Source organism: Nakamurella panacisegetis (genome assembly GCF_900104535.1).
GTDB lineage: Bacteria > Actinomycetota > Actinomycetes > Mycobacteriales > Nakamurellaceae > Nakamurella > Nakamurella panacisegetis.
Genome location: NZ_LT629710.1, coordinates 586,514 through 599,142, shown reverse-complemented (window position 1 = coordinate 599,142; position 12,629 = coordinate 586,514). Strand labels below are relative to the sequence as shown.

7 protein-coding genes are annotated in these 12,629 nt (G+C 66.3%); all 7 read left to right on the top strand.

What is annotated here, in order from left to right:
- The first annotated feature begins 65 nt into the window (after positions 1–65).
- Positions 66–392: a hypothetical protein gene (locus tag BLS97_RS02650; protein ID WP_090474477.1), complete on the top strand. Its 327-nt coding sequence runs from the start codon at positions 66–68 to the stop codon at positions 390–392.
- 758 nt (positions 393–1,150) lie between these two features.
- Entirely contained in the window at positions 1,151–3,628 is a 2,478-nt protein-coding gene (locus BLS97_RS02645; protein WP_172832199.1) for a right-handed parallel beta-helix repeat-containing protein, read from the top strand.
- A 127-nt stretch (positions 3,629–3,755) separates the two neighbouring features.
- Positions 3,756–4,703 carry a glycosyltransferase family 2 protein gene (locus BLS97_RS02640; RefSeq protein ID WP_090474475.1) on the top strand — a complete coding sequence of 316 codons (948 nt, stop codon included), beginning with the start codon at positions 3,756–3,758 and terminating at the stop codon, positions 4,701–4,703.
- Entirely contained in the window at positions 4,696–5,427 is a 732-nt protein-coding gene (locus tag BLS97_RS02635) for a polysaccharide deacetylase family protein (RefSeq protein WP_090474474.1), read from the top strand. Before BLS97_RS02640 ends, BLS97_RS02635 begins: the two co-directional genes overlap by 8 nt.
- A gap of 383 nt (positions 5,428–5,810) precedes the next feature.
- On the top strand, positions 5,811–6,992 hold the full coding sequence (locus BLS97_RS02630) for a DUF1972 domain-containing protein (RefSeq protein WP_197676374.1): 1,182 nt from the start codon (positions 5,811–5,813) through the stop codon (positions 6,990–6,992).
- Entirely contained in the window at positions 6,989–7,786 is a 798-nt protein-coding gene (locus BLS97_RS02625) for a hypothetical protein (protein ID WP_090474472.1), read from the top strand. The genes BLS97_RS02630 and BLS97_RS02625 overlap by 4 nt, the downstream gene beginning before the upstream one ends.
- A 14-nt stretch (positions 7,787–7,800) precedes the next feature.
- Complete coding sequence (locus BLS97_RS02620; protein WP_172832198.1) at positions 7,801–12,510, top strand: LamG domain-containing protein; 4,710 nt, start codon at positions 7,801–7,803, stop codon at positions 12,508–12,510.
- Positions 12,511–12,629 lie beyond the last annotated feature (119 nt).

The window sequence follows — 12,629 nt, the reverse complement described above, 5'->3', positions numbered from 1 at the left end:
TCGGATGTCGGGTACTTCCCGTTGCGGAGCTTCGAATGATGATCTCTCATCGATGGGAACCAGTAATGCCCGATTTCGCCCGATTTCGCCGCCCGTCCGCCGTCGCCGTGGCTGTGGCCATGCTCATGATGGCGGGGACCGGCATCGCTTCCGCGAGTCAGGCGTTCGCCGATGCGACCGCGAGCCCGACGGCGCCGACCACCTCCAGCCCGTTCTGGGGAATTCCGGTTGGGATGACGTTGTGGGGCCTGATCGGACTGGTCGGTGTGGTCGCGGGACTGTTCGTCGCAGCCAAGCCCACCCGCCGGCTGAAGGCCGCCGGGCAGCCGGACCCGCCGGCATCGACCAATTCGGTGCGGCTGCAATCCACTGACCCCTTCCCGCATTCGTAGGTCGAGCACCGTACGGGGCTGGGAATGCCGCCTGCCCCGTCCGACCCCTCTTCGGCTCGCCGCGTCCCTCGGTCGCAATGTGGGTGTATCCAACGGCGTATGCCGCCCATGAAGATAACGGATACATAACGTGATGTCGGTCACATCAAGACACCCGGACGCCGACGTGCTCGGCCGTCGCGCGGGGAGAACGACTGCCAATCGCATCACCTGATCGCCATGCGAGGTAGGTCTCCGGCCCGCGAAATCGTCGCCTGGCTCCCTTCGCGCGGCAGTCAACTGAGTGATGCCCTCCGACCGGCGCGATTCTGACGAGCGTCGGTCGCCATTCGCGGATCGAGCCGACTCGCACGTCCATTACCGCACGGGCCCGGTGTCTGGACGCGTTGACCAAATCGGGGCTTGGTGCGAGCACACCCAAACCGTTACCTTCTGCGACGAGCGATTCGCGCAAAGCGCTCACCAGATGAATCGTCACGCGGGCTTTCGGCCAGTCCGGTGATCAGGAACCATGCACGGCCCGGCGATCAGGTTCGGTCGGGGAGATCCCGACTCATGGCCCGCCACAAGGCAGCACGGAGCACAACTACCAGGGGTAGTCACCATCGGCGTGCCCAGAATCGGGCCGCCTCGGATTCGGCCGCCCAGAAGGGAGACGCCGGCCAGTTCGACCGGATGCAAGGAAACGCAGACCACCAACGAGTGTCGTGACGCCGAGCCGAATCGGGGCCGTGCGACCGCTCATGCCGGAGGAAAACTTGTCCCAAGCACCTCGTCATTCCATCAGGACGTCCAGAAGCAAACGCGTCCAACGAATCGCCATTTCCGTCTTCACGGCAGCCGTCGCCGGGGGCATCGTCGTCCCCGTCGCCTCGTCGGCCTCGGCTGCCGGAGCCACCTGGACCAACATCGCGGTGGATACCTACAGCCGAACGACCAGCGGCGGACTCGGTTCCGCCGATCTCGGCGGCGCATACACCACTGCCAAGGGCACCGGCTCCGGTGCGCTCAGCGTGACCGGCGGGCACGGTGTACTCGAAGCGGTGCAGCCCGGCACGGCCACGTCGGTCGTGCTGACGCAGACCTCGGCCGCGGACGTCCACCTGCAGGGCACCGTCCGGGCGCCGGCCATGGCCGCCTCGGCCTTCGGCCTCTATCACGGCCTCCAGGCTCGCCGCCAGAACGACGGATCCGCGTACATCGGCCGGGTCCGGCTGGCTCCGGGCGGCGCTCTCTCGGTGAGCGTGTCTCGGGTCAGCGGTAGCTCGGACACCCTCCTGAAGGATGTCAGGACCAATCTGACCGCTGCCCCAGGCACTCTCGTCAAGCTGGCCTTCGAGGTCACCGGAACCGATCCCGTGGTGCTCTCGGCCCGAGCCTGGTTGTCCGGTAGTGCCGAACCCGGCTGGCAACTGACCGCTCAGGACACCTCGCCGTCACGGATCACCAAGGCTGGGGCGGTGGGCCAGTGGGACTACGTATCCCGTTCCTCCGTGGCCACCACAGTTGTCGTCGACGACTTCTGGGCCGCGAAGAGGTTGACCGCAGGTGCGCCGGTGACCACGCCACCACCGGCCGTCCCACCCGCCGTCACCGCGCCCGCCACGACAACACACGGGGCCCTTCCGATCGGAACGGCGCAGTATGCCGTGCCGTCGAACGCGATCTTCGTCAATCCGAACTCGGGCAACGATTCCGGGTCCGGGACCATGGCAGCGCCCTACCGGACAGTGACTTACGCGGTGTCGAGGGCCGCGGCAGGTCAAACGGTCGTACTGCGTGGCGGCACCTATCACGAATCGGTCATCGTCAATGACCGCCCGATCACCATTCAGGCCTACCCGGCGGAGGCAGTCTGGTTCGACGGAAGCAGCGCGGTCACCGGATGGACCAAGTCCGGTTCGACCTGGGTCAAGTCCGGATGGACGAAGACATTCGACAGCTCGATCGGCTTCAGTTTCGGCCAGAACAACTCGGTCTTCCTCCAGAGCGGCTTTCCGATGGCATCCCACCCGGATCAGGTGTACATCGACGGCGTTCAGCTCAAGCAGGTCGCGACCGCCGCATCGGTGGTTCCCGGGACATTCGCGGTCAACTACGCGAGCAAGCAACTGATCATCGGTAGCGACCCGGCCAACCACCAGGTCCGGGCCACCGACATCGAGCAGGCCATCCGGGTCAACGTGGCCGGTGTCGTGCTCCGGGGGTTCGGAGTGCGCCGGTACGGAACGCCGATGCCACTGATGGGCGCCGTGCGGTTCAACAAGCCAGGGTCGGTCGAGAACGTGGAGATCGACGACGTCGCGGCCAACGCCCTGAGTTTCAGCGGAAGCAATGCATCGGCGAATCACGTGACGGTGAATCGGGCCGGTCAGATGGGTCTGCATGCCGACACGGCGGACAACCTGGTGGTGAAGAACTCGCTGTTCAACCAGAACAACTACGAGCACTTCAATCCGTGGATCGCCACCGGAGGAATCAAGATCACCAAGACCCGAAATGCGGTGATCAGTGGGAATACCGTCATCAACACCTATGGGACCGGCATCTGGTTCGACGAATCCAGCGTCAACATCAGAATCGTCGGCAACACGGTGACAGGCAACACCGAGGCCGGCATCGAAACCGAACTGTCGGACACGATGACCATCGCCAACAACACCGTGACCGGCGGCAAGACCGGGATCTACCTCTTCAATGCGGGCAATGGCAAGATCTACAACAACCGGCTCGGCGGCAGCTCGGACCAGGGTATCTGGCTTTCGCAGAACGGTCGGCGCCAGGCGAACGCCAGCGAACCGGGCCACGATCCCCGCTATCCCATTCCGGATCCGACGTGTCCATGGATCCTGCGGAACGTTCAGATCGTGAACAACAGTTTCGGTGAGGCACCGACCGACCACATCATGGTTCTGGACAAGGCGACCAATGTGGGCGCCGATTCGATGAACATCACGATCAACGGAAACCTCTTCTCCAAGAAGGTGTCCGCCTCGGATTCCAACCTGCTGGCCTGGGGCGGCACCAACAACCAGATCGCCTCCCGGATGACCAGCGTGGCCCAGCTCTCGGCAAAGAACGCCGGGTGGCGCAATGCCGAGAGTGCGACCAGCACCGCGCTCGCCGGGCTGACGACGCAGGAATCGGCGTTCAGCTCATTTGCCGTCGCCCTGCCGGCTGACGTCGCTTCGGCGGTTGGAGTAGCCTCCGGCACCAAGAAGATCGGTACCTTCTGAACCGATGCCGTCAGTGATCGGCCCGCCGATGCCCTTTCCAGGGTATCGGCGGGCCTCTTTTTGGTGTGACGTGGCCCAGGCGTCGCGGCACGGCTAGGATCCAGGTTCGGTCGAAATCGGAAGGGGCATGTTCTCGGTGGCATCGGTGTCGGTGACCGTGGCGATCCTGACCTTCCGTCGTCCGGGCGAGGTGTCCGAAGGTCTGCCGATGATTCTCGACCAGGTTCAGCAGATAAATTCCCGGCCCGGCCACCGAGCCGACGTCCTAGTGGTCGACAACGATCCCGAGGGGAGCGCGCGATCGGCGGTGTCGGCCTTCGGGTCACCCATCGTCCGGTATTGCGTCGAACCGAGACCCGGAATATCGGCCGCGCGAAACCGCGCGATCGACGAGTCCGCCGGATCGCGACTACTGGCCTACATCGACGATGACGAGCGCCCCGAGCCAGGATGGCTGTCGCAGTTGCTCGATGTCTGGGCGCCCACCGAACCGGCGGCGGTATCGGGTCGGGTGATCCCCGAGTACGAGCGGCCGCCCGAGCCGTGGATTGTGGCCGGCCGGTTCTTCGAGCGTCGCAGTCTGCCGACGGGAACCGAACTGGACGTGGCCGCGGCCGGCAATCTACTGATCGATCTGCAGCAGGTCCGGGCGTTCGGGCTGCGATTCGACGACCGCTACGGCCTGGCCGGCGGAGAGGACACCTTGTTCAGCCGTGCGCTTTTCGCCAAAGGTGGACGCATGTTGTGGTGCAACGAGTCGGTCGTGGTGGACAAGGTTCCGGCGGCGCGGATGAACCGTGAGTGGGTTCTGCGCCGGGCGTGGAGCCACGGCAACACGACCGGGCTCATCGCGCTCGATCTGACCGCCGGTCGCGCGCGTCGGTCGGTCCGTCGGGTGGAACTGGCCGTCGGGGGGCTGGCCCGCGTCGCGGTCGGCTCGGCGCGATCGACGTTCGGCCGGGTCAACGGGTCGGCCCGGCACCAGGCCCGCGGTCAGAGACTGGCCCGACGCGGGGGCGGGATGGCTGCCGCAGCGGTCGGGCACGTGTACCAGGAGTACCGGCGGGATGGCTGATCTGCGCCGACGCAGTGGCGTCCGCACCCTGGTGGAGAGCCGATCGTGGGGTGCCGGGTCCGTGATAGGGGTCCGGACCGCGAGTCCGATAGTGGTGATGACCTTCGACGACGGGCCGGACCCAGCGGGCACCACGGCCGTGCTCGAGGCACTTCGCTCCACCGGCGCCACTGCCACCTTCTTCGTTCTGATGACGAGGGTGCGTCGCCATCCGGCGCTGCTGTCCGAGATTGTGGCGGCCGGACACGAGGTGGGCCTGCACGGGGTGGATCATCGAGCCCTGCCGACCTTCAGCCCCAACCAGGTCTTTCGGCGTTGCCGGGACGGCCGGGCCGAATTGGAAGACATCCTCGGGCGACGGCTGCGCTGGATGCGACCGCCGTATGGACGTCAGACGGTCAGTACCTGGGCCGCCGTACGGGCCTCCGGCCTGACTCCGGTGCTATGGAGTTCGACCAGCTGGGACTGGAAGCCGCTGCTGGCCGACGACGAGCGGGTCGCGAAGGCGATGAGCAACGCCCGACCCGGCTCGATCCTGCTGAATCACGACGCGCATGCCGGGCTCGACGACGGGGTGGACGACGGGCCGGAACCGGACGTGGACCGCGGCAAGTTGGTCACGAGCCTGATCCGGGCCTACGCGGACCGCGGCCTGACCCCCTGTTCGCTGACGGCGGCTCTCGGTTCGGGTTCGTTGTGGAAGGCCGCCCGCTTCACCCGTTGAGGTGATTCAAGCCCGTTGATTGCAGAGCGTGCTCACCTGGCGGCTTCGCCCCCTTCCTGCTCGAGGACTCCCAATGAGCTCGCTGTCACCCGTAAGGGGAGCGCAGCCGCCCGGTCGGCGTCGATTCGAGGGCTGAGCTGCTGTGCATCACCCACATGATGAGGAGCAAATGCCGCCTACGCCGTAATAGGTGAACCTTCTTCGTACTCTGGGCAACCAGGCCCCGGGATGCTAAATTGCCCGAGGAGGAGCACCATCTGGGCTAATCGAATGTGACGCTCAGTAGTACACGTTGCACACGCCGTCGGGGTGATTTTCGGGTGCGGCGCGGACGGCCTCTGTTCTGCTGTCTTGCCGCGTACCTCTCCGAGCCTTGAGGACCCATGAAACATCCCCGCCCTGCCCCGACCGTTGGCGCCGATCCTGATCGGCTCCTGCGTATCGCCATGGTCGGCACGCGCGGGGTCCCGGCGCGCTACGGGGGATTCGAGACGGCGATCGAGGAGGTCGGCCGGCGCCTGGTCGATCGCGGCCATCAGGTGGTGGTCTACTGCCGTACAGCCGGGACGTCGACTACGCCGCCCGCGGGCCGGTACCTGGGTATGGAACTCGTACATCGGCCGGCCCTGCGTAGCCGGAGTCTGGAGACGCTGAGCCACACTGCCCTCTCGGTCGGCCACCTGCTGCAAAATCGTACTGATGTGGCTGTGGTGTTCAATGCGGCCAATGCGCCGTTCCTGCCGCTTTTCCGTGCGGCGAGAATTCCGGTAGCCACTCACGTTGACGGGCTGGAATGGAAGCGCGCAAAATGGGGGCCGATGGGCCGCCGGTATTACCGAACGGCCGAGTGGTTGGCGGTCAAGCAGTCCGACGCCTTGATCGCCGACGCGATCGGGATCGCCGACTACTACCGCGAAAGGTTCGACGTCGGAACCGATATCATCTCCTACGGGGCGCCCAAGACGGCCGGGATCTCGTCGTCACGGTTGTCCGAGCTGGGGTTGACCGCCAATGACTACCATCTCGTTGTCGCTCGCTTCGAGCCCGAAAACCACGTGGACATGATCGTCCAAGGATTCGTTCAGAGCGGTTCGCGTCTGCCGCTGATCGTGGTCGGGTCGGCTCCCTATTCCGACGAATACACCAGGCGCGTACACGCCGCCGCGGATGACCGCATTCGATTCCTGGGCGGTGTCTGGGATCAGGAACTGCTCGACCAGCTGTACGCGCACGCCCGCATCTACTGGCACGGGCACAGCGTCGGCGGAACCAACCCGTCCCTGCTCCGGGCGATCGGGGCCGGGACCGCGACCAATGCCTACGACGTGAACTTCAACCGAGAGGTGCTCGGCTCGGCCGGTCGCTATTTCGGCACCGCGGCCGACGTCGCGGCACGAGTGGAGAACGACGAATCGGCCGATCTCAACCTGGTCGCCCGCCGTGCGGCGGCACGCAGTCGTGCGGCGGCCTACGACTGGGACGACGTCACCGACCGATACGAGGATCTGGCCCGGCGGCTTGCTCGTGGCTCACGCAAGTACGACGAGACGAAGGTCCGATCATGAACCGCAGTGCTGTTCGGCTCACACGCAGGATCGGTGCCCTGGTCGGCGCCCTGATCATCGGTGCCGCGGCTTGCACCAGTGCCCAGACCCAGAGCGGGGCGGCGGGTTCCCCCTCGGGGTCGAACGCTGCGGCGGCCTCCTCGGCGTCGGTCGGCACGTCCGGCACGGAGAGTCCGGCCGCCCCGGCGGGCTCGACCAGTTCGGTCGCACCCATCCCGCCGGCCGTGGCGGTGCGGACCTCCTCGTCCGGCCCGGGATCCAAGACCGTTCCGGCCGCGCCGAGCGCGCGGCCGGGCGGCGGATCGGCGGCCACGACGAGCAGACCGAAGCCGGCCACGACGCCCGTGCCGCCGCCCACGGCCGGGAACATCGATCAGACGGTCGCGTCCGTCCCGGTGACGACGGCCAAAGCGGTGCCGCTGACCCGATCCGCGAATTTCGGCGGGAAGGTCTCGGCCTCGATCGTTGGGGTCAACGGCATCACGGCCGAGGCCCGGGGCCCGGGCGAGATCGCGGGCCCCGCAGTGGCAGTGACGGTCGAGATCGAGAACAAGTCCGCCCGAAGCATTGATCTCAGCAGGGTCACCGTGAACGTCACCAATTCGAAAGGTAACCCGGCGTCGCCGCTGTCGGGTCCGCCGACCGCACCATTCAGCGGCACTCTGAAGCCCGGCGGCCAGTCGCAGGGTACGTACGTCTTCTCGGTCGGGGCCGGGCAGCGCAGTCCCATCGGAATCAGCGTCAGTTACAGCACTGACGCACCGGTGCTGATGTTCGTCGGTAACGCCTCATGAACCTGGAGCCCCCCATGGAACGAACTTCCCTCGGTCGTCGGTTGCGGTCGGTCGGCGCAGCGCTGACCTTGCTGGTCGGCGGGATCGTCGTGTCGGTCGCCGCGGCCGCGCCGGCCGCGGCTGATCTGAGCCCGGTACAGCAGCCGTCGGCCAGCCTGGTGACCGCGGACTCGCTGCCGACGACTCAGGTCGACGGGGTGGTGTGGCAGCAGGTGATCAACGGCAACACGGTCTACGCGGCCGGTAGCTTCGCCAACGCCCGGCCGGCCGGGGCATCACCCGGGGTCAACACGACGCCGCGGGCCAACCTGCTCGCCTACGACCTGACCACCGGCAACCTCATCTCGTCGTTCAATCCGTCCCTGAACGCGCAGGCTCGGGCGATCACCAAGTCGCCGGATGGTTCGCGGATCTACGTGGGCGGCGACTTCACGACCGCGAACGGTCAGACCCGCAGCCGCATTGCGGCCTACAGCACCGCCGACGGTTCCCTCATCTCCACCTTCCAGCCCAGCTTCAGCGGCCGGGTCAACGCCATCGTGGCCACCAACACGACGGTGTACGTCGGCGGTGACTTCACTCAGGTCAACGGCCTTTGGCGGATCCGGCTGGCCGCCATCCGAGCCAGCGACGGTGCCGTGCTGGGCTGGAATCCGCAGGCCGATCGAGTGGTCAACGCGCTCACCCTCACCACCGACGGTACGAAGCTGATCGCCGGCGGAGCGTTCGAGAACATCAATACCTCGCCCGCCTACGGCCTGGCCGCCCTGGATCCGACGACCGGAGCCTTGCTGCCCTGGAATGCCACCTCACTCGTGCGGGACGCCGGCCCCCAGGCCGCCATCCTGTCCCTCACCGCGTCGGGGACCAGTGTCTACGGCTCCGGATACGTCTTCGGCAGCGGTGGCAACCTGGAAGGGGCGTTCAAGGCCGATGGCGCGACCGGCAACATCCAGTGGATCGAGGACTGCCACGGCGACACCTACGGGGTCGCGGTACTCAACTCGGTCGTCTACACGGTCAACCACGCGCACTACTGCCAGAACATCGGCGGGTTCTTCCAGTCCAATCCCTGGTCGATCAACATGCGGCACACCCTCGCCTTCACCGACGCGGTGACCGGAACGATCGCCCACGACACCCAGGGCTACCCCGACTGGTACGGCAACCCGAGCCCGTCCTTGTACAACTGGTTCCCGGACATGACCGAAGGCACGGTGACGGGGCAGTCGCAAGCGGCCTGGACCGTCACCGGCAACAGCCAGTACGTGGTCATGGGCGGCGAGTTCCCGACCGTCAATGCCAGCGGTCAGCAAGGTCTGGCCCGCTTCGCCCTGAAGTCGATCGCCCCCAACAAGCAGGGCCCGCGGCTGTCGGGCAGCTCCTGGACGCCGACCCTGACCGGCCTCGCGGCCGGAACGGTCCGGGTGGCCTGGCCTTCCAACTGGGATCGGGACGATCTCAATCTGACCTACAAGGTCACTCGCAACGGCGGTGCCACTCCGGTGTACACGACGGTGGCGGCAGCCACGTACTGGAATCGGCCCACCTTGGGATTCATCGACAAGGGGTTGACCCCGGGTGCCACCTACACCTATCGCATTCAAGCGGTCGACCCGGACGGAAATGCGCAGAACAGCCCGATCGTCAGCGTGCAGGCGCCGGATTCCGGCACGATCAGCGCCTACGCCAACCAGGTCATCGCCGACGGGGCGGCGCCGTTCTGGCGACTGTCCGAGACCTCCGGCACCAGCGTCATCGACTACGCCGGATTCAACGACGGCGTCGGCGGCACGGGCCTGGTACGCGGTACGGCCGGCGCCATCATCGGGGACTCCAACACCGCGACGACGTTCGACGGCACGTCGGCTTCGACGGTGACGACCGCGACGGCGGTGCCGGCCCCGGACACGTTCACGGTGGAGGCGTGGTTCAAGACCACCACCACCCAGGGCGGGAAGATCATCGGGTACGGCAACAACAACACGGGTCTGTCCGGAAGCTATGACCGGCACGTGTACATGGACAATGCCGGGCATCTGTTTTTCGGTGTGTACCCCGGATCGGTACAGACCGTGAGCACCTCGGGCACGTACAACGACGGGGCCTGGCATCAGGTCGTGGCCAGCCTCGGTGCGGCCGGCATGACGTTGTACGTCGACGGAGTCCGCGCCGCCAACCGGTCCGACATCACGACGGGTCAGGCCTACTCGGGCTTCTGGGTCGTCGGTGGGGACAACCTGGGCGGCTGGACCAACCAACCCTCGAGCAACTACTTCAACGGCGCGATCGACGAGGTGGCGATCTACCCGACCCAGTTGTCCCGGCAGGTGGTGGCCAACCACTACACGCTCAGTGGTCGGACTGTTCCGGGATCGACAGCACCGGGGGATGCCTACGGCTCGCTGGTCTGGAATGCCGACCCCGACCTGTACTGGCGCCTTGACGATTCGAATTCGGTCGCCGCTGACGCGTCGCCCTACAACCAGCCCGGCTACTACCTCGGTGGGGTCACCCAGCAGGTCGCCGGAGGCATCCACGGCACCACCGACACCGCGGCCGCGTTCGACGGCTCGACCGGCCAGGTGATTTCGAACAACACGTTCACGAACCCGACCACGTATTCCGAGGAGTTGTGGTTCAACACGACCACCACCTCGGGCGGAAAGTTGATCGGATTCGGCGATTCGGCATCCGGGCTGTCCAGTAACTACGACCGACATGTCTGGATGCAGAACGACGGGACCCTGGTGTTCGGCACCTGGACCGGGCAGACGAACACGATCACCACTCCGTCGAGCTACAACGACGGTCATTGGCACCACATGGTGGCAACCCAGTCCAGTGACGGGATGAAGCTCTACGTCGACGGGCAGCTGACCGGGACCAACCCGCAGACCGCGGCCCAGGCCTATACCGGCCGCTGGCACCTCGGTGGCGACACTGTGTGGTTCGGCGCCTCGAGCCACTATTTCGCCGGCAAGCTGGACGATGCCGCGATCTATTCCCGAGCCCTGTCGTCCCAGGATGTGCTGCAGCACTACCAGGTGGGCAGCGGCACTGTCCCCAACCAGTTGCCGGTGGCGGCGTTCACCACACAGTCCACCGATCTGTCGCTCGCCGCGGACGGCACATCATCGTCCGATCCGGACGGCTCCATCTCGTCCTACTCGTGGAACTGGGGTGACAACACGGCGGCGGGCAGCGGAGCTACCGCCAACCATGTCTACGCGGCGGCCGGGACCTACACGGTGACGCTGACCGTGACCGACAACCAGGGCGGGACCAACTCGGTCTCCCACAACGTGACGGTCACGGCGGCGAACCAGCTGCCGACCGCTGCGTTCACCTCGACGGCGACCAACCTGTCGGTGGCGTTCGACGGTTCGACGTCGTCCGATCCGGACGGCTCCATCTCGTCCTACTCGTGGAACTGGGGTGACAACACGGCGGCCGGGTCCGGGGCGACTCCGACCCATGTCTATGCGGCGGCCGGGACCTACACGGTGACGCTGACCGTGACCGACAACCGGGGTGGGACCAACTCGGTCTCCCACAATGTGACGGTCGCTGCGGCGAACCAGCTGCCGACGGCTGCGTTCACCTCTACGGCGACCAACCTGTCGGTGGCGTTTGACGGTTCGACGTCGTCCGATCCGGACGGCTCCATCTCGTCCTACTCGTGGAACTGGGGTGACAACACGGCGGCCGGGTCCGGGGCGACTCCGACCCATGTCTACGCGGCGGCCGGGACCTACACGGTCACGCTGACCGTGACCGATAACCGGGGTGGGACCAACTCGGTCTCCCACAATGTGACGGTCGCTGCGGCGAACCAGCTGCCGACCGCCGCGTTCACCTCGACGGCGACCAACCTGTCGGTGGCATTCGACGGTTCGACGTCGTCCGATCCGGACGGCACGATTGCCTCGTACGCCTGGAACTGGGGTGACAACACGGCGGCCGGGTCCGGGGCGACCCCGACCCATGTCTACGCGGCGGCCGGGACCTACACGGTGACGCTGACCGTGACCGACAACCAGGGTGGGACCAACTCGGTCTCTCACAATGTCACGGTCACGGCCGCGGCCACCGCAGTCGCGACGGACAACTTCGGCCGTGCCCTGACCAACACCTGGGGCACCGCGGACGTCGGCGGAGCATGGAGCCCGACATCGAACTCCTCGATGTCGGTGGCCGGCGGTTTCGGCGTCATCCGCCTGGCCACGGCCGGCACCGGACCATTGGCCACTCTGAACTCGGTGTCGGCCCGGGACGTGACCGGTGTCGTGGACGTCCAGATGGACAAGGACGCGACCGGGGGAGGCGTCTACGCCAACATGGTGGTCCGTCGCGTTGGCACCACGGACTACCGCGTCAAGGTCCGGTTCGTGGCCGGCGGATCGGTCCAGCTGATCACGAGCCGCGTGGTCTCCAATGCCGAGACCACTTTGCAGACAGTGAATGTCGCCGGCCTGACCTACGCGGTGGGTGACACGTTACGGCTGAGGTTCAAGGTGACCGGAAGCGGCACCACCACCCTCTCCGCCCGGGTCTGGAAGGTGGGCACCACCGAGCCGGCTGCTTTCCAGATCAACAGCACCGACACGACGGCTGCGCTTCAGGTGGCCGGAGCCGTCGGGATCCAGGGGTACTTGTCGTCCACGGCGACCAATGCCCCGGTCACTCTCAAGTTCGACAACTTCGAGGTTGACCCGGCCTGATCCATCGGGGACGCCGAGACCCGACCGCCCGGTCGGGTCTCGGCGTCTTCGTCGAAGGTTGAGCCGTTCCCGTGCGTTGTGCAGACCATTTCGTCGGACCAGTCGATCAAGTAGAGAAC

What these genes read in the sequence shown, in the direction of transcription:
- BLS97_RS02650 (WP_090474477.1), top strand. Translation starts at nt 66, where the DNA reads ATGCCCGATTTCGCCCGATTTCGCCGCCCGTCCGCCGTCGCCGTGGCT.
- BLS97_RS02640 (WP_090474475.1), top strand. Translation starts at nt 3,756, where the DNA reads ATGTTCTCGGTGGCATCGGTGTCGGTGACCGTGGCGATCCTGACCTTC.
- BLS97_RS02635 (WP_090474474.1), top strand. Translation starts at nt 4,696, where the DNA reads ATGGCTGATCTGCGCCGACGCAGTGGCGTCCGCACCCTGGTGGAGAGC.
- BLS97_RS02630 (WP_197676374.1), top strand. Translation starts at nt 5,811, where the DNA reads ATGAAACATCCCCGCCCTGCCCCGACCGTTGGCGCCGATCCTGATCGG.
- BLS97_RS02625 (WP_090474472.1), top strand. Translation starts at nt 6,989, where the DNA reads ATGAACCGCAGTGCTGTTCGGCTCACACGCAGGATCGGTGCCCTGGTC.
- BLS97_RS02620 (WP_172832198.1), top strand. Translation starts at nt 7,801, where the DNA reads ATGGAACGAACTTCCCTCGGTCGTCGGTTGCGGTCGGTCGGCGCAGCG.